The organism is Ruegeria sp. BHSA191, from assembly GCF_059613325.1.
Map to the genome: position 1 here is coordinate 1 of NZ_JBXWSH010000019.1, position 21963 is coordinate 21963.

The window sequence follows — 21963 nt, forward strand, 5'->3', positions numbered from 1 at the left end:
TCACGAGACGCGCACAAAAAGTGTGTCGAAAATCATCGCGCAAGGCGCGCTTGCCGCGCCTGGTTGCGGCAGGTGATTTTCCAAAGGAAAATCTGCCGAAAGCAACACGGTTAGGAAATCAAAGAAGGCCGCTCCACAAGGGGCGGCCTTTTTTGCGTCTGGGGCTCGGAAAACGACCGCTTCGACCCGGGTACCAGAGAGAATTAATGGCTATGCAGGACACAATCGCCCGTGCATTGCATGACATGTCTTGCCAATGGGGTAGAAGGTTCAGAAATTAACCAATATCGAAGTCGACCAGCGGCGACTCCATGTAAATTCGACAGCCCGGATACAGTACAGAACCCGGTTTTTTGCACGTTTTCACGTTGGTGATTGGACCGCTGGAATTGCGGGAAATATTCAGCTCTGTATCGCCGTAGGCGCTGGTTTTTTGGATCTCGGAAAGGCGGCGCACCAGACACTGACGTTTTCAGCCCAAGTGATAGACTCGACCGCATAAAACGCTGGTACATCAGTGGCTGTATACCCGCGAACGGGGGTGACATGATATGCAGTGAGGTCATCCATCGGGACTTAGTCGGTCGACAACGTTTCGACATAGGGCCCCTCCAGGTTTTTGGGCAAAAGCTCAGGTTGCCAGGGGGTGAAAGCTTCACCTTGAATCAGTAAAACTTGGTCTTGCCGCGTCGCGTTGTTTCGAAATTTAAGTCGTGGATCGAAATAACCGCGCGGGGTGCTTAAGCAAACCTTTTCGATGTCCGGCTGAAATTCCAGGAAAACGGTTATATTGTCCGACTGAACGGTCGGGTAAATGAAATCAGATGGCTCGAATGTGGATGCGTCGTAGGGGTCTGCCTTGCCCTTCACCATGCGCTAAATCTGAGCCGCCGGTGCTTTCTGTTTCTGGCTTGGGAGAAATGGACCAACAAAAAGTGCGGCGCAAATTGCCCCCCCCAGCGCAACAATAAAAAGCTTTGTAGGAATTATTGCATTCTACTTAAGGTAGATATGAGTGTGTCAAGGGCGCTGGTATTGATCAAGACAGCTCATAGTGCCGTCGAGACCCGGCGGCTTTCTCAGCAGACCGCCTTGCGATCAGTTTCATATTGATGAGAGACGGCTGACGAACGCGACAAATCCTTCCCAGCCTCTGGTGCGCGTTCTCATGCAGAACGTAGAGGCGGCGGCATGCGCAGCGTTTGGGTTCCATGGGGCTTGGAGCAGCATGACCGATATCAGGTCGACGGCCGTGGTCGCGGAGGAAACGCTGCCCAAGGCAAACCGGACAGCCCTATTCCGGCGCCCAGGGTTCTCGATCGACGATCCGGTCTGCTTCGGCGGTGATGTCATTCATGTGCTGTTCAAGACTGAGACGAAGCGATTCGATCTCTTGTTCCGTCGCCTTGCGCGGGACGGTTTCAGTCCATTCGCGGCACAGGAACACCCCTTCGTTTCGCCAGGGGCGAGGCAGCAGGAGACGATCCCAAGTGCCGGCCTCACGGCCATGGCGCACGGAATATGTGATCCCGAACACTCGTTTGCCCGAACTGCGTGCCCATACCAGCGGAACAGTTGAACAAATCCGCTCGGGTCCTCGTGGGCCGTCTGCGGCTATGCCGATTGAGATGCCCTGCTTCATCTTGCCCAACACTTCGCGCGAGAGCGCCACATGACGTTTGTGGCTGGACATGGCGATGGTGTCCATTCCGAACAGTTTCTGCACCCGCCCCACCATGCTGCCGGCGCGCGCGGCCGAGGTGATGGAACAGATGCGCCCCTTGTCCAGGGGGAAGAAATAGGGGGACTGCGCCAGACGCTGATGCCACAACACCACGATGACCGGCTCGCCCTGTTCGGCCAGCTTGTCCAGCTCTTCGTAGCCGATCCGCTGCCACCGAGTGTTGCGATGGACCAGTCGAATATATCCGGCGATGCGCCGAGCCAACCAGTTCAGAACGGCTTCGCTGTCTGCAATCTTCTTGCGCAGGCTCACGGCGGGTATCCTCTTTCTGGCCGAGCCCTGTCTTAGCGAACTGCACGGCCTGCGCAACTTGTTTGTCGAAACCGGAAGGCGCGGGAAACTGCAAAAAGCCTCTTGAGTCCGCCGCGTGGCTGGCATATCTGAGGCGCAGTATAGGGGTATAGCTCAGTTGGTAGAGCGACGGTCTCCAAAACCGTAGGTCGCGGGTTCGAACCCTGCTGCCCCTGCCATTTCCCTTACATCGACCGTTGCTTTGCCGCCGAACCCACGCGCGCAACGAACGTGCAATCATGGTTTCTTCCGCCTTGCAAATGGCCTATTGTCCGCGTGATCGCAGGAACAGCTGAACGAGGTCACATGTCGCGCTTTGACGGATATTTCCTGCGGCAATTGCTGGTGCTTTTCGGCTTTTTCACCTTGGTGCTGGTGGGGGTCTTCTGGATCACCCGCTCGGTCAGCCTGTTCGAGCGGGTCATCAGCGGCGGTCAGTCGGCTATGGTGTTCCTCGAGTTCACCGCGCTGACTTTGCCGACGCTGATCCGCACGGTAATGCCGATGGCCGTGTTCGCGGCGGCCGTATATGTCACCAACCGCCTGACCCGCGAAAGCGAGCTGACGGTGATGCTGGCCACGGGCTCAAGCCCATGGCGGTTGGGGCGCGCGGTTTTCCTGTTCGGGGTGGTCACAGGGGTGATGATGGCGATCATCAGCGTGTTCCTGCGCCCCGCTTCGGTCGATCAGCTCGAACGGCGCGAATCCGAAGTGGCCGCCGATGTCACTGCGCAGTTGCTGAACGAAGGCGAATTCATGCATCCGGTGCCGGGCGTCACGGTCTATATCGGCCGAATCGATCTGGACGGCACGTTGCACGAAGTCTTCGTGTCGGACCGGCGTGACAGGGCCAATCCGGCTACCTATTCCAGCACCTCGGCCTATCTGGTGAACAATGGGTCGGGCGTGCATCTGGTCATGGTTGACGGGCTGGCACTAAGGCTGAACCGGGCCGGCCGAACGCTTGCATCGACGCGGTTCGAGGATGCCGCCTATGACATCTCGGAGCTGACGCGAAAATCGGACTTGGGACAGCGCAGCATCGAAGCCATCTCGACGGCCGAACTTCTGGGCGACCTGGATACCTTGGCCGCGCAAGAGGGCCATTCCATCGGGCAGTTGGTGGATGAGCTGCATCAGCGGTTCTCGTGGGTTGCGATCTGCGTGGCCGTTGCCATGGTAGGATATGCAACGCTGATGCTGGGCAGTTTTTCGCGTTTCGGTCTCTGGCCGCAGATATTCGGGGCCTTCACGATCCTTGTTCTGCTTGAAGGCGTGCGTGGGTTCGTTTCGCCGATCGTCATCGGCGACCCGCAGTTGTGGCCGCTTCTCTATGCGCCAGCGGCGCTTGGCGTGATTGTGTCGGGAGTGTTTCTGGCCCTGGCTGGCCGGCCGTTGACCCGTAGACGCGGCCGGTCCGATGCGGCTTGTCAGGCGGCGGCCTGACGGATACTGCGCGGGTCATTTCGCTTTGAGGATGCAATCCGCCGCGCTACTCTAGGGGCAATATCCAACCGAGGGGCGCGCCATGCCAGACAATCGCCACACACCCAACTGGACCAGTTTCGAAGAGGCAACGAAGGCCGATTGGGATGCGGTCATGGCCTACGAGGACGCCTACAACGCTGCCCTGCCGGACCGCATCCTTGACGCCATCCGGTCACTGGACGAGGACTGGACGCCCTATCCGATCAACCGCTACCAGCATTGCCTGCAGGCCGCGACGCGCGCCTACGAGGACGGCGCGGACGAGGAAATCGTGATTGCGGCACTGGTGCATGACGTGGGCGACATCCTGTCGCCCTACAATCACGGCGAGCTGTCAGCGGCGATGATGAAGCCCTACGTGAGCGAAAAGGCTTATTGGATTTTGAAACATCACTGCGTGTTTCAGGGTTATTACTATAACCACCATCTGGGCGGAGACCGCAATGCGCGCGACAAGTATCGCGACAGCCCCTATTGGGAGGACTGCCGCCATTTTTGCCATGAATACGATCAGAAGGCGTTTGACCCGGACTATCCGACCAAGCCGCTGGAGTTCTTCGAGCCCATGCTGCGCCGCATCCTGAACAGGGGCGAGGGGCACATGGAGCTCAACGAAACCGCCGAAGATTAGCAGGAGGCCATAAGGCGATAGACGATCTGCGCGGCGGTGAAATCCCACGCCGCGTTGCCGTCCGGGGCCAGTTCCACCACGTCGAAGCCGACGCAGCGGCGGCCCTTCAGGGCGTGCTCGACGAGGTGCAGCGCCTGATAGTATCCCAGCCCGCCCGGAACCGGCGTGCCGGTTGCGGGCATCAGCGACGGGTCCAGCCCGTCGACGTCAAAGCTGACATAGACCAGTTCGGGGAAATCCTCGGGCAGATCGACGGCATGGATGTTGCCGGTCACCAGTTCCTCGGCATCGACGTGAAAGACATGGTGGCGCAAACGGCTCTGGGCCTCTTCCTCGCAGAAGGCGCGGACGCCGAACTGGGCCAGGCGGATACCTTCCTCGGCCAGCAGGTGCATGACCGAGGCGTGGCTATGCTTTTCGCCTTGGTAGGCATTGCGCAGGTCGGCATGGGCGTCGATCTGCACGATGCCGAGAGGCTGACCCAAGGCGCGGGCTACACCCATGACCGCGCCGTAGCTGAGCGAGTGTTCGCCGCCCAGCGTGACCGGCACCTTGCCGGCGCGGACGGCCACCTCGGTGCGCAGGGCCAGACGCTCCATGACGTCCGGCAGCGGGCCGTCGCAATCCAACGGGGACTCGGTGAAGATGCCTTCGACACAGGGTTCGGCATGCCCGCTGATGCGTTCGAGCTCATTGCTGGCCTCGATTATCGCGGCGGGTCCGCCTGCCGTGCCCGAGCCGTAGGAGACCGTGCGCTCCAGAGGCACCGGGATCACGCGGAACCGGGCGTCTTCGCTGCGTTCGGCCTCGGTCAGTTCGCTGTCGAGGAAAATGCTCATGAAAGCCTCTCTTTGAAGTCGTCGTAGCCGAATTGCCTGATGATCTTCAGCTCATCGGTTTCGCTGTTCCACAGGGCGATCGTGGGCAGGGGCACACCGTTGAACGTGTTGGTCTTGACCATCGAGTAATGCGCCTGATCGAGGAAGGCAAAGCGCTGCCCGATCCGCAGCGGCTCGGCCCAGGTGTAATCGCCGATCACGTCGCCCGCCAGGCACGAGGGGCCGCCCAGACGATAGGTGTGGCCGGTTTCGGCCTCGTCCATCAGGGCGGGGCGATAGGGGGCTTCGATCACGTCGGGCATGTGGCAGGTGGCCGAGATGTCGGTGATCGCCAGATCCATGCCGTTGTGTGGCAGGTCCAGGATTTCCCCCACCAGGATGCCCGCATCCAGCGCCACCGCCTCGCCGGGTTCCAGATAGACCTCGACGCCGTATTTTGTGCGGATGTGTTTGATGAAATCCACCAGCCCGTCGCGGTCATAGTCGCTGCGGGTGATGTGGTGGCCGCCGCCGAAATTCAGCCATTCCAGGTCGTTCAGGAAAGGCGCCAGCTTCGGTTCGACCGCGGCCCAGGTGCGCGCCAGCGGTTCGAACCCCTGTTCGCAGAGCGTGTGCATGTGCAGGCCATCCACGCCTTCCAGCGCCTTGGCGTCCAACTGGCTGACCGGGGTGCCGAGGCGCGAGCACGGAGCGCAGGGGTCGTATTTCGCAACCTCGCCTTCGGAGTGTTCGGGGTTGATCCGCAGCCCGACCTGCCGCCCGGCGGCCTGAGCCTTGGCCAAGAAGCGGTCTTTCTGCGCGGGGCTGTTGAAGATGATGTGATCCGACAGGGCGAGGATTTCGTCGATGTCGGAATCCTTGTAGCCCGCGCAGAAGGTCGCGACCTCGCCGCCATATTCCTCGCGGCCCAGCCGGGCCTCGTAGATGCCGCTGGCGCAGGTCCCGCCGAGATACCGGCGCACCAGTGGCGCCAGCGCGAACATCGAAAAAGCCTTGAGCGCGGACAGGATATGCGCGCCGGAACGCTCGCCGATATCGGCCAGAACCGCCAGATTTCGCTCGACCGCCTTTTCGTCGACGACGAAGCAGGGGGAGGGGACGCGGGTCAGGTCGAAGTGGCGGAAGGCGCCGGCATCTCCGGCCTGTGTCTGCATCAATTGGGTCATGTCCGGCATCTCCTGAAAGTGGAGAGGCCGGGGGCGCTGCCCCCGGACCCCCGGGATATTTTGGGCCAGATGAAGCAGGACGGTCGCGCGGACCGCCCCGAGGGATCAGAAATCGACGGGGCCGTCGAGTTCGTGGACTTGCCAGGGCAGGCCGTGCTTGTTCAGCATGTCCATGAAATCATCCGGGTCGAGCTGTTCCATGTTCCACACGCCCGGCTCGCGCCAGTTGCCCTTCAGCACCTGTGCCGCGCCGATCATGGCCGGGACGCCGGTGGTGTAGCTGACGGCTTGGCTGCCGACCTCGCGGTAGCATTCCTCGTGGTCGCAGATGTTGTAGATGTAGTAGGTCTTTTCGCCCGAGCCGTCCTTGGCCTGGCCGGTGGCGATGTCACCGATGCAGGCCTTGCCCTTGGTTTCGGCGCCCAGATCGCCGGGGTCGGGCAGCAGCGTCTTCAGGAACTGGATCGGGATGATCTCGACCCCGTTATGCACCACCGGGTCGATCCGGGTCATACCGACATTCTGCAGCACCTTGGCATGGGTGATGTAGGCATCGCCGAAGGTCATCCAGAAACGGGCACGCTCGATCTCGGGGAAGTGGGTCGAGAGCGACTCGAGTTCCTCGTGATACATCAGGTACATGTTCTTCGGCCCAATGCCGGGGAAGTCGAACTCGACCTTGTGGGTCATGGCCGGCGTCACTTTCCATTCGCCGCCTTCCCAGTGGCGGGCGTCGGCCAGCACTTCGCGCAGGTTGATCTCGGGGTTGAAGTTGGTGGCGAATTCCTGATCGTTCTGGCCGCCATTGGCGTCCAGCACATCGATCTGGCGGATCGTGTCCAGCTTGTGTTTCTTGAGCCACTTGGCGAAGACGGATGTAACGCCCGGGTCAAACCCCGACCCCAGAATGGCGGTCAGGCCGGCCTGTTTGAACTTGTCCTGATAGGCCCATTGCCAGTGGTATTCGAACTTGGCCTCGTCCTCGGGCTCGTAATTGGCTGTGTCCAGGTAGTGGCACCCGGCCTCGAGGCAGGCATCCATCAGCACCAGGTCCTGATAGGGCAGGGCAAGGTTCACCAGGATCTCGGCACCGGTTTCCTTGATCAGCTTGACGGTGTCGGCGACCTTGTAGGCGTCAAGCTCGGCCGTCTTGATGTCGACGCCGGTGCGTTCCTTGACCGACTTGGCGATGGCGTCGCATTTCGCCTTGGTGCGGCTGGCCAGCGTGATCTCGGTAAAGATGTCGGAATTCATCGCCATCTTGTGCACGGCGGCGTGGCTGACGCCACCTGCGCCAACAACCAGTGTCTTGCCCATGGGAAAATCTCCTTTCGCCGGGGTTATTCGTAATAGGTATAGCCGTTGATGCTGTCGCGGTAAGCGCTCATCAGGGTTTTGCGGTCCTTGGCCTTGAGCGTGCCGGTCGAAATCGCCTCGTCCACCATCTTGCGGAAGGCGGCAATGCAATCGCTGGGGTCGAACTCGACATAGGACAGGACTTCGCTGATGGTGTCGCCCTCTTGCTCGTGCAGCAGGTCGAACCCGCCATCGGCGCGCAGGTCGATGGTGACGACATTGGTGTCGCCGAACAGGTTGTGCAGGTCGCCAAGGGTTTCCTGATAGGCGCCGACGAAGAACACGCCCATGTAATAGTCGCGATCTTCGGGCAGGGAATGCACGGGCAGGCTGGGCGAGACGCCGTCAGCCAAGATGAACCGGTCGATCTTGCCGTCGCTATCACAGGTGATGTCGGACAGCACCGCGCGGCGGTCGGGGGCTTGATCCAGCATCTGCAGCGGCACGATCGGGTGCAGCTGGTCGATTGCCCAGACGTCGGGCAGCGACTGGAATAGCGAGAAGTTGCAGTGATAGATATCGGCCAGCTTCTCCAACTGGTCATCCACATCAGTATCGACCTCGTCCGAGGCCGCCAGCGCCTTGATCCGTGCCATCAGCGACAGGTAGATGCGCTCGGCCCGGGCCATCTGACGCAGGTCCACGTAACCGCGGCGGAACAGGGCCCGCAACTCGTTGCGGTAGAAGGTAGCGTCGTTCCAGCATTCCTGCAGGCGGTCGTGGCTGAGATAACCGTTCACCGCCGCCAGATCTGACACAAGGTGGTGGTCGTCGGGTTCCACCTCGGGGCCGTTGGGTGCGTCATAGAGCGTGCTTTCCAGCACGTTGAACACCAGCATCGACGAGGTCGCCACCACCGCGCGGCCGCTCTCGGTCACCAGCGTGGGATGGTCCACTTCGGCTTCGTCCATGGCATAGGCCACGGTTTCCACCACATTGGCGCAGTATTCCTCGACCGTGTAGTTGATCGAGTTCTCGGTCGCCTTCTTCTCGCCCGTGTAATCGACGCCCATGCCGCCGCCCAGATCCAGGTGCGTCAGCGGCACGCCCTCGCGGGTCAGTTCGGTGTAATAACGGCAGGCCTCGCCCACGGCGCGGCGCACGTCGTTCACGTCGGGCACCTGGCTGCCCAGATGCGAATGCTGCAGCTTCAGGCAATGCAGCAGGCCCGCATCGCGCAGCTTGTCGACGACCGCGACCAGCTGATCGGTGTTCATGCCAAAGGTCGACCGATCCCCCGAGCTTTCCTGCCATTTGCCGCTGATCTGGTTGGTCAGTTTCACCCGCACGCCCAGCAGCGGCTCGATGCCCAACTCGTTATAAACCTCGATGACCGTGTCGGCCTCTTTCGGGCTTTCCAGAACGATGACCGTGTTGAACCCGATCTTGCGGCTGAGAATGGCCAGCTCGATGAACTCTGCGTCCTTGACCCCGTTACACACGATCAGCGCCTCGGGGGCCAGACGGTGCGCCAGGGCGATCACCAGTTCGGGCTTCGAACCGGCTTCGAGCCCATAATTGTATTGCTTGCCGAACTCGACGATCCGGTCGACGACCTGCGCCTGCTGGTTCACCTTGATCGGGAACACGCCGCGATAGGACCCCTTGTAGCCGGTACGCGCGATCGCATCGCGGAAGCTTTCGTTGATGTGCGCGATCTCGCGTTCCAGATACGAGCTGATGCGCAGGATCATCGGCGCTTTGATCCCGCGCTGATCAAGGTCGTGCAGAATGCCGGGCAGGCTGATTGCCGCCGCATCGGGTGCCATGGGATTGCGCAGACCGATCTCGCCGTCCTCCGTCACCTCGATGAGACCCTTGCCCCATTTTTCAACTCCGTAGATGGAATGCGGTGCGACGGGCGTCTGTTTCAATCCAGTCAGTCCTTGCGTTGCAGGCGTGAAAATTTCGCCCGCCAATACGGCAGCTGTTCGATTCTTCCAAGTGTAATCTGTTTCGGAGGTTAGCCCAATTCAGATCACGGGTCGAATGGGAACCAGATGGTTGTCCCAGTGGACCCGAGGATGGGGCGATACCGCCGGGGTTGACCCAGCCAAATGCCCCACATCGCCGTGCCCGGTGGTAAAGACAAAGCCGGATGGCCCAGGGCCCAACCCGCACACGTCGCTGAACGAATGGGCGCGGTCAAAACGGACCGCCTCGGCATCAAAGACGAGCAGCGCGTTGCCGCGCGGGCAGGTGATGGCGACCTGTCGTCCCTCGGCGGAAAAGGCGACACTGCCCGCATAGCCGGCCAGCGTCGCCTGTATGTCTTCCGGCACAGACAGCAGGTGGTAACGGCCACCCCGCCGATGCAGCCCCAGCAGGGCCGGCTTGTGGGAGAAGTCGCCCTGCCACTGCATTGCAAAGGCCAGCAGGCCATCCGCGCGAACGGCCAGATGTCGGATCGAATTCTTGTGCAGCGCCGCGGGGAGTTCGACCTGCTCTAGAACCGATCCGTCGAGGCTGACATAGGTCAGGTTCGAGCGCATGGTCGGCAGGTTCAGCTTGGTGCGCCCTGTGTCCGGATGGGTTTCGATGCCGCCGTTGGCGATGGCCAGAGACTTGCCGTCGGGCATCAATACCACGTCATGGGGGCCGACCCCAGACGAAGAAAACTCGCCCATCCGGGCATAGCCCTCGGCCGCGTCCCAGACGCCGATGACCCCGGTGCCTGCCTCGTAGTCGTTTTCGGTGGTGAACAAACGGCGGCCGTCGGGCGAAAACGCGCCGTGGCCATAGAAATGACGCCCGTCCGGCGCCTTGAGCCGGGCCAGTTGGTCCCCGGTCGCGCAATCGATCACCAGCGCAAACCGCCCCGGACGGCGCGCGAATGCAACGGCCCGCGCGAGATGCGGATGGGCGGCGGCGGCGTGCCCGCGGCCGGGCAGGGGGATCGAGAACCGAACCTCCCCTGAACTGGTCAACCCGACCAAGCGGTACAACCCATCTTTCAACAAGGCGGCTGACAGAAAGTCGGGCGAGCCGACCGACGCCCAGCCAGGCAGGGGGGCAAGAGCGGCGGCTGCCAGACCGGCCAGAAATCCTCGGCGGCTGGTCATGGGTCAGTCTCCGTCCAGCGAATTGAACCCGGCGCTGATACCCAGGGTCGGACCCAGCTGTGCGGCGGCAAGGCTGCGGATGTCGTTGATCGACTGCCGTAGCGCCTCGACCCGAAACCGCCCCTGTGGCTCGGCCACGCCGGCCAGCGCGGGATCATCCAGCGCCTGCGCCCGGGCGATGCTGCGGGCAAAGGCATCGTCCAGCGAGGCCGCAATCTGCGGGTGGTCGGCCGCCAGTCGCGCCGCCAGATCGCGCAGCGCCACCAGCGACAGTTCCACATGCCGCAGAGACCGCAGCGACCTGCGGGCCTCGGCCCGGTTGGGGCGGGGGCGGTCGAAACTGCCCATCGGGCGGCCCAGACGGGTATCGGCCGTGAATTCGAGCCCGATGACAAGGGCCTTGTAGAGCTCCTGCAGGGCTTCGTTGGACGACCGATAGGGGCTGTCCGGCCCGGGTTGGGTAATGATGCGGGCATAGCCGTGCCAGTCCCGGTCGATGGCCCGGGTGGTGCGATGGATGTCGGCGGCGATGGCGCGGATCAACCCGCAGCGATAGGCCGCATCGCCCTGATCGGCAAAGGCCGGGTCGTACAGCATCCTCTCGAGCGCGAGGAATCCGCGCCCGGCGATCGAGGTTTCGGCAAAGGCATCGGGGTCGGCAATGGCCGGGTCTTCGGCCGCGATCATCGCCGACAGCGCCTTGGGCGTGAACCCTTTGCTGTCGGGCCAGAAGGCCAGGGCAAAGGCACGGTTACCGACTTCGGTCGGGCCGAACCGCAGGTGGCTGGCGGATATCCAGGCGTCGAAGGCGGCGTGATAGGCCGCGCGCAGATCGGCGGACCCCGGCGCGCAGTCGGCGCGAGCAGTGGCATCCAGCGTGGCCGTCGCTTCGACAAGGTGGTCGAAACGCGGCAGGACATGGGCCTTGGTTACGTCGACCAGGACCGCATCGCGGTTCTGTGCCACCGTGCAGAGCGGGATCAATGCGGAAAGGATCACGGCAATCAGGCGCATCGGTCACAGACTTTCGAGGAACCGGATCAACGCATCGCGGTCGGGCTTGGGCATGGAAACGACCGCATCGCGCGCGGCTTGGGCCTCGCCCCCGTGCCACAGGACCGCTTCGAGAAGCGAGCGCGCGCGGCCGTCATGCAGGAACTGAGTGTGCCCCGAAACCCGTTCGGTCAGGCCGATGCCCCATAGTGGCGCGGTGCGCCATTCGCGGCCCGTGGCGCGGGCCTCGGGGCGGTTGTCGGCCAGTCCCTCGCCCATGTCGTGCAGCAGCAGGTCCGTGTAGGGCCAGATCAGTTGGAAACTGTGCTCGGGCCGGTCGGGCAGGCGGTGGGTGACGAAAGCGGGCGTGTGACAGGACGCGCAGCCAATGGTGTGGAACACCTCTTTCCCGCGCAGAACCTGCGGGTCATCCACATCGCGCCGGGCGGGAACGCCCAGGTTGCGGCTGTAGAAGGCCACCAGATCCATGCCCTGCTGGTCGATCTCGAAGCTGCGTTCGTCGCCGTCACCATGCGGGGCGGCCTGGCAATCGGCCTGCGCCGGGGTGCAGTCGCCAAAGGGCGCGGGGTAGAGCGGGCTGGAAATGCCGATATCGCCGGCGAAGGCTGCGGCTGACTGCTCCATGATCGTCGGCATGCCCGCCTTAAGCCCGAACCGGCCCAGCATGGGTTCGCCGAATTCCCTCGACCACACGATGTTGGGCCGCCCCGAGATCCCGTCTCCATCGGTATCTTCCGGGTCGGCCTGGGCCAGGATGTCCTCGGCCGGGATCGCCTCGAGCAGGCCAAGACCGATCATTTGCGGCGCAACGCGCGGGCTGAGCATCGCGTCAGGGTGCAAAGGCCCATAACCCAGATCGGCCGCTCTGTAGGTGGGCTTGCGCAGCGACACGGTTTCGCCGCCGGACAACTCCAGCGGTATCTCCTCGTAGGTGATGTCCAGCCGGTACTCGGCCTTGTGGCCGGGTAGGGCAAAATCCTGCATTTGGCCGCCATAGGTGGGTTCGGGCAGGGTGGCGAGATAACCCTCGATCCCTTCCGGCGCGTCTGCGGGCGTCCCGGGGATGGAAACGCGCAGGAACATCGAAATGGCGTTGTCCTCGGGTCCGGCAGGGGAGTGGCCACGCCCGTCCTTGATGTGACAGCGCTGGCACGACCGCGCGTTGAACAGCGGCCCCAGCCCGTCCGAGGTCACGGTCGAGGACGGGGCCGACACCCAGACCTTCTTGAACAGCCCGTTGCCGACCTTGAAATCCAGCTCCTGCTCAAAGCTCAGGTTGGCCGAGGGTTGCGAGAACGCATCCGCATTGGTACGAGCGCGCACCGTCGCGGCGCCTGCCGGCAGGTCTTCGTAGCGCTGGGACTGCGAGAAATCCGACGGCACCGCGGTGGCTGCGGCGATACGTGCCCTTTCAGCGTCGGTTCGGGGGAGAGGGGTCAGGTGGGTGTCCCGCAGATCCTGAGACAGGGAGGGGGTGGCTGCAAGAACGGCCACCACGAAGAGGCCCGCCTTATTCGGCCTCGTCCATTTTCGATGTATTGAGTTGCGCATAATTTGCTTCGCCAAGCCTTTCATACAGGTCAAGCTGGGTTTCGAGGAAATCGATATGCCCTTCCTCGTCCGCCATGAGTTGTTCAAACAGCGCCATCGACACAAAGTCGCCGGCCTGTTGGCAGTATTCGCGCGCTTCCTTGTGCAAGGCCCGAGCGTCGATCTCGGCCTGCAGGTCGCATTCCAGCGTTTCCTTGGTCGTCTGACCGATACGCAGCGGGTCGAGCTTCTGCAGGTTGGGGTGGCCGCCCAGGAAGATGATCCGTGCGATCAGCTTGTCCGCGTGCTGCATCTCTTCGATGCTTTCCTCGCGGCTTCTCCTGGACATGTGGCCCCGGCCCCAGTCCTCTTGCAGGCGGTAGTGCAGCTAGTACTGGTTGACCGCCGTCAGTTCATGCCGCAGGGACGTGTTGAGTATTCGATGACCTTTGGATCGCCTTTCATTTACGCTCTCCTGTGTTGACCCCGCACGAAGAGTACGGAGTTGCATGGGTGCCCCAAGGGTATCGGTTGTGCGTATCGTGTCGAGAAACAGTGGAATGCAGCCGCCGCAATCTGCCGATTTCCCCAGAGCGTGGTAGATTTTTCCCGGCGTGAAGATCGCTTGCGGATCTGCCGCGCTCTGGCTGGTGGCGTTTCAGTGAAAAACGGCATCAGGGTTGTCGAGGCTGTCAGACCCCTCGAACGCGATCTGGTCCAGATCCAGCGCTGTCACGATCCGCTCGATGGTCTTGGTCTGGTCGATCAGGGCGTTGACGCCCCCCATGATCAGCGCTTCGCCACCCGCATGGCCGCGTTCGAGCATCTGGTCATAGGCCAGCCCGGCTTCGGCCGTGGTCTTGATCCGGCCCAGGGCCTGCATCGTGTTGGCCAGCTTGGTCTTCATCTCGTCGTCCAGTTCAGGGGCCGAGGCCAGAACCAGATCCGACAGGGAGGGACCGGAAACCAACGTGCCGTCGATGCGGACATAGCTGCCCAGATACACGTTCTGGATGCCCAGCCCGTCATAGTAGTGGCTGTTGTGGGTGTTGTCCGAGAAACAGTCATGTTCCTCTTCCGGGTCGTTCAGCATCAGGCCCAGGCGCATCCGCTCACCGGCTTGTTCGCCGTAGGACAGCGACCCCATCCCGGTCAGAATCGCGGTCAGACCAGCGCCTTCATTTTCGAACAGGGCTGCGCGGGCGGCGCCGCCATCGTGCCATTGGGTGGCCATCCATTCCAGGTCATTGACCAGCAGATCGGTTGCGGCCTGAAGGTATTGCGCACGCCGGTCGCAGTTCCCGTTGGTGCAGGCATCGCCCTGCGCATAGTCAGTCCACGGGCGGTTTCCGGCACCGGGACCATGGCCGTTCATGTCCTGTCCCCACAGCAGAAACTCGATGGCGTGATATCCGGTGGCCACGTTGGCCTCGATCCCGTCCGCCTCGTGCAGGGTTTCGGCCAGCAGAGTCGGGGTGATCTCGCTTGCATCGATGGTTTCTCCCGACAGTTGGAAGGTCGGGTTGGCGATCACGTTCAGGGCCGCAAGCGCGTTTTCGTCGGTGGCCCCGCCATGGGCCGCATCGACATAGTCGATCAGGCCTTCGTCCAGCGGCCAAGCGTTCACCTTGCCTTCCCAGTCATCGACGATCGGGTTGCCGAACCGAAAGACCTCGGATTGTTGATAGGGCACCCGAGCCGCGATCCAAGCCGCGCGGGCGGCCTGCATGGTCTGGGCCGAAGGGCGTTCGATCAACGCACCCACGGCCGCCCGCAGGCGGTTGGCTGCGGTCAGGCTGTCTTCGTAAGTGGCTTGGGCGATATCGGCATAGGTGTCCAGCACGGCTGAGGTCGCCGGAGCGCCTGCGGCTGATGCGGCCGAGGCGATCAGCAAGGTCAAGGTGCTGGCGGCGGAAAGAAAACGGGGCATATTTTCGGAGTCCTGTTTCAATGAAAATTCGGCGCGCGAAGTCGATGCGCGGCACCGAATTACTGAGTTAAATTGTCAGGTATGTCAATCTGAGTTTTTTTGTCAGCTTTTCGGGCGCGGCGATGCCTGGGCTTTGCATGGCCCGCCTCACTCGCCTCCCCATATCCGGCGAGGCTGAGACCCGCCGTTCTTTATTGCCTGACGGTCCGGGCCGGGTAGAATGACACGGTGATTTCGGGGTGGGTGGTGCCGGTCGTGTTCAAGTATCTGGTGGTTTCTTTGCTGGTTCTGTCCACCGCATCCCGGGCGCAGGAGGCCAAAAGCGAGACGGGTCCCGCAACGCTTAAGATCGGCATCCACGCCATGGACCTTACACTGTCTCTCTCGGTGCCCGGTCTGGATATCGTCGGCTTCGACCTGCCCGCGGGCGACAATGCCCAGCGGGCCCAGGTGGCGGCGGCGGTCTCGGAACTCTCGCTGCCGCTAAAACTTTTTGTCGTGGCGCCCGAGGCGGACTGCGTCACAGTTTCCGCCAATGTGGCGCTTGTCGAAACGCCCGGCGGCGAGGGCCGCAAGGCGCCCGAGTTCGAGGCCGAGTATCTGATCCGTTGCCGCGACATCAGCGCGATCAGCGCCCTGCGCACCGCCTATTTCGACCGATTCCCCAAGGCCCGCCGTCTGGTTGTGCTCGTCCGGTCCGAAACCGGCACGCGACGGTTCGACCTGACGCGCCAGAGCCCGGCAGCCGATCTGTCCGGGTTGACCTGACTCCAGCCATTCGGGTTCTAGGTCCTTTCGTGAAAGATGAAGCCTAAAAAGTTCAGCAGAATTTGCGCGGCCAGAATCTGGGTGCTTTCCGTTGGGTCATAGGCCGGAGCAACCTCGACCAGGTCGATGCCGACGACATCGCCGTGGCGGGCCAGCCCCTGAAGCAGTTCCAGCACATCATAGTACAGAAATCCGCCATGGCTGGGCGTTCCGGTGCCTGGCGCGATCGAGGGGCAGAAGGCGTCGATGTCGATCGTCACATAATACCGTGCCCCGGCGGGAATGCGGTCGAGAACTGCTGGTGTTCCCAACTTGCGCACTTGCCGGACCGACAGGATGTCGGACCCGCGGGCGCGTGCGTCTTCGTATCCGTCCCGAGCGGTGGACGAGACGTTGCGAATGCCCAGTTGCGTCATGCCCGAGACATAGGGCTTCTCGATCGCGCGCCGCATCGGGTTGCCGTGTCCGGCCGTCACGCCGTGCCGCTCGTCCACAAAGTCCAGATGGGCGTCGATCTGGATCACATGGATCGGTCCGTTGCGGGCGCAATCATCGGCAAAGGCGTTGATGCAGGGAATGTTGACCGAATGATCGCCGCCGATCACGACCGGCAGCGCGTCTGCCTTCAGTATCTTGCGCACCCCGTGTTCGATGTTGGCATGGCTGGCTTCGGTTCGCGTGTGGATGATGTCGGCATCGCCCAGATCGACGATGCGCACGTCGCTGCCCAGATAGGTGGCGTCGTCTTCGTGGTCATAGGCGCCTGCATGGCCAAAGCTGAACAGGGTCGAGGCCTCGCGCACCGCCCTCGGGCCGAAACGGGCGCCACTGCGGTACTGGCATCCAAAGTCGAAAGGAGCGCCCAGAATGGCTACATCCGCGTCGATCCGGTCCCAATCCTGCACATAGGGTTTCTTCGCAAAGGTCGGAATGCCCACGAAAGGCAGGTTCAGGCGACCGGTCTCGTATCCGTGATCTGACATCTTGGCTCCGTTTGTTGCGTGCGCTGGCGGCGATCACGAGGCTAACAGCAACGTTGGCGCAATCAACACGCCTGTCGCGGGCGGATCCTGAGCAGACATATAAGGAACAAATATCAGTGATTTTGCTGCCATTATGCATTAATCTAGCGCGATATGGCTCATTTAGCCTGTGCGTAATTTGAAGGTGGCACTTTCATTTGCCGGTCCGCGGGTCTGGGCCTTACGATTGGGCAGATCCGCCGTTTCCGATTTCTGGAACGTGAAAACCCGACACAAGAGACTGCGCCATTTGTTTGGGGAAGGGAACGGCCATGACCACGGAAGCGATTTCAAATTCTAAGCCGATCAACGCCACTGCGGAAGACTGGGGCAAGATCTTTGCCGTTCTGCCCAGCGAATTGGCCAAGAATAACCCCGACCAGTTGCAGAGCCGTTTTGAATTGTTCGAGGTGACCGAGGATGCGGTCCTTGCGCCGGACGGAATGTATGTCGTGCTGGACGGGATCGTGAAGCTGCGGCAGGGCGGGGTCGACCTGGCGACGGCCGATGATGGTGACTATTTCTATGAGGAACATCTTGAAATCCCGGATCTCCCTGTCAGCTTGCAGGCCGTCGCGCTGCCGGGGACGCGGATCGCCTATCTCTCGCGCGGCAAGTGGCATGAAATTCCGTCCGAGATCCGCGCCGAGTGTTTCGCGACCCTGTTCGGCGATCTGGTCAGTGTGCACCTGCAGAATTTCCAGCAGCCGATCAACTGCTGCAGCGTGACCGCGGCCGCGCTGAGCATGTCCGCGCTGGGCTTCAGTTGCGAGGTGAACGACATTTTCCGTGTCTGCGAACTACCCACCAGCTTTGTCGTCAATGACGGCATCTCGCTGGGTGAACTGTTCGACGTGGCCTGCACCTATATCCATTCGCAGGGTCTGCGCGACCTGGTGCAGGTCCAGGCCTATTTCATGGACGAGGCCACGACCTCAGTGCCGCTGCTGCTTGAGGCGATTGACGAATCCAATCGCCTGGGCGGGGACAACGACATTCTGGTGGCGAATTTTCAGGTTGGGGTCGCGCATGGCAAGCCCACCATGCCCGGCGGCCATTTCGCGGTGATCGCCAAGTGCAACCCCAGCACCGGTCTGGTGCACATGATGGACGTGCATCCCGAAAAATACGGCAAGCTGTGGGTCACCACGATCGACCGCTTGTACGCAGCCATGTCCGACCGAGACGGCACGTCGATGCGGGCGCGCGGTCTGTTGCGGTTTTCCGCGCGCGAGGCGGTCAAGACCACGTTGCAGACCTTCCGTCAGGACTGCAACTACGTGGACAGCACCCGGTATCTGGCCCGAGACCCCAAGAAACGCCGCAACCTGTTCCGGCGGGCCAGCCCGAACATGAACAGTCTAGGCGTTCTGGCCGAAAGCCTGCAGATTCTTGGCGATGTCCAGGTCACCGAAGACAAGCTGCTGATCGCGACCCAGACCTCGTACACCGAGGCGCTGAGCCGGGTATCGACCGCCAAGAAGATGAGCGAGATGGCCCAACGGTATCTGGCCGGCACTTCCGAGGTGCATATCGGCAGCACGTTCCGCAGCTATGCGGAGCGACCCGGCAAGGACAAAAGATCGCCGCAAGACTGGTTCCGGGATCAGCTGCGCAGTCTGAACGAACATGAGGGGCGCCACCTGATGATCAACATCGACTTCAACCGCGTGTTGGGGTTCGAGGTGATCCGGCCGCCTGAAAACGTGTTCCGCGAGACGGCGCTGCTGGAAGAGTTCTGGTGCCTGTGCATCGCCTATGACGAAAAGGCCGACCTTGTCACCGTCGTCGACATGAGCCCGGCCACGTCGCAGGTCTGGCAGGCGCCGCGGGGGCATATCTTTCGCGGGCTGCGCGACCTGAAGAGTCCGGCCATGCTGGTGATCGAGGAGACCCAGCCCCCGGAAGACCCCAGCGACGTGGCGCGGATTGTCCGAGAGAACCCGCTGGTTCTGTTTTACGAGGACGAGGACCCGTGGTCGCATATGTTGAAGAACATCCTGGCCAATATCGGCGCGACCTCCGTTAGGCTTGTCGATGTCGCTGGGCACGGGGCCAATGCCATGAAAATGCGCCGGCAACTGGTGGCGGAAAGTGGCAAGGAAAAGGTGCCTTATCTTTTCTTCAAGGGGAAATGTCTGGGCAAGCGCAGCGACATCGTCGACATGATCTTGGACGGCAGCCTGCAGGAAGAGATGAAGAAGGCTGGTCTGCCGGTCTTGCTGCGCCAAGAGTCGCCGAGCCTCGACAAGAACATCTTCGGCTACCCCAAGGGCGGGTTGACCGCGCCGCCGAACGGGCGGCGGAACGTTCTGTTGTGCGCCTGCGGCTCGTCCGCGGCCGACAAGGTGCCGGAACTTGTCGCCCGGATCACCAAGGCGGGCCACAACGTGAAACTGATCCCCTCGGTCGCCGCCGAGAAATTCTTTCGCGACATCGGATCCGACAAGGACGCCGAGGCCCGGAAAGCAAAGCGGAACCGCAAAAAGTCCAAGACCCAGAAGGTCGAGGACTACATCACCCACAACGATTACTACCGTGACGATGACGAGTGGAATTTCCGCTATACCGAGTTTGCCATGCCGTTGCGCGCCTCGCATCTGGCTTTGTGCGACTGGGCCGATTGCGTGATCGTCGCGCCGGTCACCTGCAACACGATGGGTAAAATCGCCAACGGCATTGCAGACAACTTGCTGACCTCGGTTTTTGTGGCCTGGCAGTACCGCAACAAGCCGGCGATCCTCTGCCCGGCCTGTAATACCAACATGTGGAACAACGTCACCACCCAGAAAAACGTCGAAAAGCTGCGCGATCTGGGGATCGATCTTGTCGGTCCCCGCAAAGGGCGCCTTTCGAACGGGATGATGGGCATCGGAATGATGGCCACGCCCGACCAGATCATGGAGGTGTTGGAAGAAGCGTTCGAAGAGCTGGAAAACCACGAACACAACATCTGCAAATGGGCGCAGGAGGCCGCGGCTTCGGATGATTTCAAGCGGTGGGAACCCGTGCTCAAGGCCATCGACGACGGGATTGCCGGCATCGACATCGTGGACGACAACAATGGCGACACGCTGCTGCACTATGCAGCCGGCGGCGAGGGCGAACTGACCGAGAACGGGCAGGACCTGGGCAAGCCGGACATCGAGGCCGCCAAGGCTCTGATCGCCCGCGGTATCAACGTGAACGCAACCAACGATCACGGCTTTACCAGCCTGCATGTGGCGGCGATGAACAACTCGGCCGAGATGGTCGCAACCCTGCTGGCGGCGGATAGCATCGATGCAAGCCCGCTGATCCATTTCCTGCAGGATCCGGTGCGTTCCAGGGGCATCAGGGTGTCGGACGAGATCCGCGCAATGTTGGAAAACTGGGCCAACACCCATGGTCTGTCAGAGCCGGAAGAAGTGGAAGACGAAGACGACCTGATCGAAGACCGCGAGAAGACCTATCTGTACTTCACCTACGGATCGCTCAAGAAAGGATTTCCGAACCACGACGCGCATGCGGATGTGCTGGATGATCTGGTCGGGCCTGCGATCACCCGGCAGCCGATGCCCCTGATCGTTCCCAAGGAGCCGTTCTGTGACAACCCGAACTGTGCCTATCTGCACCGCATGGCCACGCTGGTCGACCGCAAGGGCACCGGGCGTCCGATCAAGGGCGAGGTCTATCGGGTCACCTCGGGCGGGTTGAAGGAGTTGGACAAGCTCGAGGGCTTTCACGGGCCGGGCGCGGCCGAAAACGTCTATGTCCGCAAGCGGATCAACGTTCTGATGGATGGCGTGAAAAAGCCCGCCTATGTCTATGTCATCGCCAATCCGGAAAAATACCTGGCCGATCTGGAGCGCGGCGCGTCCGAGTTGGTGGACGAGTATACGATCGACATGGCGACGGGCACACTGAAGCCGGGGTACGAGGCGGTGACCTAACCGCTCTGGTGCGCCACTGCCGGGGGCGCGCCGGTGGCCGGTCGCGCCTTCACGCTGAGGTTCCAGCCGGTGATCGCGATCATGCAGATCAGGACGAAGGGCCAGAAGGCGGCCTTTGGGATCAGATTGTCCCTGTAGTGGATGACCCACAGCGACGGCGCGGATTCCGAGGCGAACAGATATGTGTTCACCGAGACAGCCAGCAGCATGAAATACATCAGGAAAAAGAACGATTCCATGTAGATGACCGGCGACCCGGCAAAGCCTTCGCGCAGTTGCACATGGGCCAGCAGGATCACGAAGAACAGGACCGAGCAGGTTCCGATCACGCCCGATGTGCTGAAATCGTGCCGCTCGACCAGGCTGGGCTTGCGCGTAACGGTCATCACCGCGCCGAACAGCAGCATCGTCACCACGATCAGCGGAATCATGTGCACCACGAAAGCGTTGGCGAAATTGCGTTTGATGACGAAATTATAGTGCAGTTCCGGAAGATTGGTCTGAAACTCGTTCTCGCCGATGCCCAGCGTCGTATCCAGATCGGACAATTTGTAGTCGAAATAGGTGTTCTCACGCTCCCACGTCCCCATGACGATGCGGTTGTCGATGCCAAAGATGTCCTGCGGTCCCGTGGCGGGGTAGGCGGTGAAATCCGGTACCAATGCCACGTTGACGTCGAAGCGCCCCGGCCAGAACCGGACCCAGACGGTTTTGTGATCGAACGGATAGCTGGTGTAGTCGAAAGACTGGCGCAGGGTCTGTTCGAAATACCACCCGATCAGCGTACTGCCGTCCCTTTTCATTCGGTAGGCCTCTTGGATCACGCCATTCGCGACATCGACCGCTTCGGGCAGGAGAAAGCCCACCTCGTCCCGGTCCGGCCGGATCGCATCGTGTTCGCCATCCAGATAGTGCTGCCAGACATAGCCCGAGACCCGCACGTCGCTGGCGCCTTCGAAGCTGAAGCTCTTGATGAAGATGCCGGTCTTGACCCGCAGGTCCGGCGCGTTGTCCAGCCCGGCCAGAAAGGTATCGACGGCGGCCACATCCGGCAATTGCGTTGGATCGTTGTCAAACCGGTTCAACGCGACCCAGAGCTTGAACAGAACCAGCATCAAGACGGCGGACAGGATGCCCGACAACAGCCAAACCTTTTTTTCGATCGTCATCCGGGCCCTTTCGGTCTGATG

16 protein-coding genes, 1 tRNA gene and 1 pseudogene are annotated in these 21963 nt (G+C 61.7%); 5 read left to right on the forward strand and 13 right to left on the reverse strand.

From position 1 onward, the window contains the following. Positions 1-576: 576 nt before the first annotated feature. Both AC2FNS_RS15730 and AC2FNS_RS15735 read right to left on the reverse strand, forming a co-directional pair. Entirely contained in the window at positions 577-873 is a 297-nt protein-coding gene (locus AC2FNS_RS15730) for a hypothetical protein (protein WP_496711312.1), read from the reverse strand. A gap of 421 nt (positions 874-1294) precedes the next feature. Next, positions 1295-1996 (reverse strand): lysophospholipid acyltransferase family protein, encoded by a 702-nt coding sequence (locus tag AC2FNS_RS15735; protein WP_496711311.1) that lies wholly within the window; start codon positions 1994-1996, stop codon positions 1295-1297. 142 nt (positions 1997-2138) lie between these two features. Between AC2FNS_RS15735 and AC2FNS_RS15740 the strand changes: the two genes are divergently transcribed. The 3 genes from AC2FNS_RS15740 (at position 2139) to AC2FNS_RS15750 (ending at position 4154) form a co-directional block, all read left to right on the forward strand. Next, positions 2139-2214: transfer RNA gene (locus AC2FNS_RS15740), tRNA-Trp, on the forward strand. A gap of 127 nt (positions 2215-2341) precedes the next feature. Next, positions 2342-3481, forward strand: a complete 1140-nt coding sequence (gene lptF / locus AC2FNS_RS15745) for an LPS export ABC transporter permease LptF (RefSeq protein ID WP_496711310.1) — start codon at positions 2342-2344, stop codon at positions 3479-3481. Positions 3482-3563: 82 nt separating this feature from the next. Beyond that, positions 3564-4154: an HD domain-containing protein gene (locus tag AC2FNS_RS15750; RefSeq protein ID WP_496711309.1), complete on the forward strand. Its 591-nt coding sequence runs from the start codon at positions 3564-3566 to the stop codon at positions 4152-4154. Here AC2FNS_RS15750 and speB (AC2FNS_RS15755) read toward each other — a convergent pair. The 9 genes and pseudogenes from speB (AC2FNS_RS15755) to AC2FNS_RS15795 all read right to left on the reverse strand — a co-directional run bounded on the left by speB (AC2FNS_RS15755) (position 4151) and on the right by AC2FNS_RS15795 (position 15051). Continuing rightward, positions 4151-4993, reverse strand: a complete 843-nt coding sequence (gene speB / locus AC2FNS_RS15755) for an agmatinase (RefSeq protein WP_496711308.1) — start codon at positions 4991-4993, stop codon at positions 4151-4153. The genes AC2FNS_RS15750 and speB (AC2FNS_RS15755) overlap by 4 nt on opposite strands. Beyond that, positions 4990-6159, reverse strand: a complete 1170-nt coding sequence (gene nspC, locus AC2FNS_RS15760; protein WP_496711307.1) for a carboxynorspermidine decarboxylase — start codon at positions 6157-6159, stop codon at positions 4990-4992. Before nspC ends, speB (AC2FNS_RS15755) begins: the two co-directional genes overlap by 4 nt. 105 nt (positions 6160-6264) lie before the next feature. After that, positions 6265-7476, reverse strand: a complete 1212-nt coding sequence (locus tag AC2FNS_RS15765) for a saccharopine dehydrogenase family protein (protein ID WP_496711306.1) — start codon at positions 7474-7476, stop codon at positions 6265-6267. Between the two features lie 23 nt (positions 7477-7499). Next, positions 7500-9389, reverse strand: coding sequence for a biosynthetic arginine decarboxylase (gene speA, locus AC2FNS_RS15770; protein WP_496683395.1), 1890 nt, complete (start codon positions 9387-9389; stop codon positions 7500-7502). 99 nt (positions 9390-9488) lie between these two features. Further along, entirely contained in the window at positions 9489-10577 is a 1089-nt protein-coding gene (locus AC2FNS_RS15775) for a DUF1513 domain-containing protein (protein WP_496711305.1), read from the reverse strand. A 3-nt stretch (positions 10578-10580) separates the two neighbouring features. After that, positions 10581-11591, reverse strand: a complete 1011-nt coding sequence (locus tag AC2FNS_RS15780; protein ID WP_496711304.1) for an imelysin family protein — start codon at positions 11589-11591, stop codon at positions 10581-10583. Between the two features lie 3 nt (positions 11592-11594). After that, positions 11595-13085 carry a di-heme oxidoreductase family protein gene (locus AC2FNS_RS15785; protein WP_496711303.1) on the reverse strand — a complete coding sequence of 497 codons (1491 nt, stop codon included), beginning with the start codon at positions 13083-13085 and terminating at the stop codon, positions 11595-11597. A 16-nt stretch (positions 13086-13101) separates the two neighbouring features. Further along, positions 13102-13586, reverse strand: a pseudogene (bfr, locus tag AC2FNS_RS15790) (bacterioferritin). A gap of 193 nt (positions 13587-13779) precedes the next feature. Beyond that, the gene (locus tag AC2FNS_RS15795; RefSeq protein WP_496711302.1) at positions 13780-15051 is read right to left on the reverse strand and encodes an imelysin family protein; all 1272 of its coding nucleotides are present in this window, start codon (positions 15049-15051) and stop codon (positions 13780-13782) included. A 228-nt stretch (positions 15052-15279) separates the two neighbouring features. Between AC2FNS_RS15795 and AC2FNS_RS15800 the strand changes: the two genes are divergently transcribed. Further along, positions 15280-15819 (forward strand): ZrgA family zinc uptake protein, encoded by a 540-nt coding sequence (locus tag AC2FNS_RS15800; protein ID WP_496711301.1) that lies wholly within the window; start codon positions 15280-15282, stop codon positions 15817-15819. Positions 15820-15836: 17 nt separating this feature from the next. Here AC2FNS_RS15800 and speB (AC2FNS_RS15805) read toward each other — a convergent pair whose 3' ends face one another. Continuing rightward, positions 15837-16802 carry an agmatinase gene (gene speB, locus AC2FNS_RS15805; RefSeq protein ID WP_496711300.1) on the reverse strand — a complete coding sequence of 322 codons (966 nt, stop codon included), beginning with the start codon at positions 16800-16802 and terminating at the stop codon, positions 15837-15839. A gap of 311 nt (positions 16803-17113) precedes the next feature. Here speB (AC2FNS_RS15805) and AC2FNS_RS15810 point away from each other — a divergent pair, with 311 nt between their 5' ends. Further along, positions 17114-20773, forward strand: coding sequence for a flavoprotein (locus AC2FNS_RS15810; RefSeq protein WP_496797801.1), 3660 nt, complete (start codon positions 17114-17116; stop codon positions 20771-20773). Here the strand turns inward: AC2FNS_RS15810 and AC2FNS_RS15815 are convergent. Continuing rightward, positions 20770-21942, reverse strand: a complete 1173-nt coding sequence (locus AC2FNS_RS15815; protein WP_496687194.1) for a hypothetical protein — start codon at positions 21940-21942, stop codon at positions 20770-20772. The genes AC2FNS_RS15810 and AC2FNS_RS15815 overlap by 4 nt on opposite strands. Positions 21943-21963 lie beyond the last annotated feature (21 nt).

What these genes read in the sequence shown, in the direction of transcription:
- AC2FNS_RS15730 (WP_496711312.1), bottom strand. Translation starts at nt 873, where the DNA reads ATGGTGAAGGGCAAGGCAGACCCCTACGACGCATCCACATTCGAGCCA.
- lptF (WP_496711310.1), top strand. Translation starts at nt 2,342, where the DNA reads ATGTCGCGCTTTGACGGATATTTCCTGCGGCAATTGCTGGTGCTTTTC.
- AC2FNS_RS15750 (WP_496711309.1), top strand. Translation starts at nt 3,564, where the DNA reads ATGCCAGACAATCGCCACACACCCAACTGGACCAGTTTCGAAGAGGCA.
- speB (WP_496711308.1), bottom strand. Translation starts at nt 4,993, where the DNA reads ATGAGCATTTTCCTCGACAGCGAACTGACCGAGGCCGAACGCAGCGAA.
- nspC (WP_496711307.1), bottom strand. Translation starts at nt 6,159, where the DNA reads ATGACCCAATTGATGCAGACACAGGCCGGAGATGCCGGCGCCTTCCGC.
- AC2FNS_RS15765 (WP_496711306.1), bottom strand. Translation starts at nt 7,476, where the DNA reads ATGGGCAAGACACTGGTTGTTGGCGCAGGTGGCGTCAGCCACGCCGCC.
- AC2FNS_RS15775 (WP_496711305.1), bottom strand. Translation starts at nt 10,577, where the DNA reads ATGACCAGCCGCCGAGGATTTCTGGCCGGTCTGGCAGCCGCCGCTCTT.
- AC2FNS_RS15780 (WP_496711304.1), bottom strand. Translation starts at nt 11,591, where the DNA reads ATGCGCCTGATTGCCGTGATCCTTTCCGCATTGATCCCGCTCTGCACG.
- AC2FNS_RS15795 (WP_496711302.1), bottom strand. Translation starts at nt 15,051, where the DNA reads ATGCCCCGTTTTCTTTCCGCCGCCAGCACCTTGACCTTGCTGATCGCC.
- speB (WP_496711300.1), bottom strand. Translation starts at nt 16,802, where the DNA reads ATGTCAGATCACGGATACGAGACCGGTCGCCTGAACCTGCCTTTCGTG.
- AC2FNS_RS15810 (WP_496797801.1), top strand. Translation starts at nt 17,114, where the DNA reads ATGACCACGGAAGCGATTTCAAATTCTAAGCCGATCAACGCCACTGCG.
- AC2FNS_RS15815 (WP_496687194.1), bottom strand. Translation starts at nt 21,942, where the DNA reads ATGACGATCGAAAAAAAGGTTTGGCTGTTGTCGGGCATCCTGTCCGCC.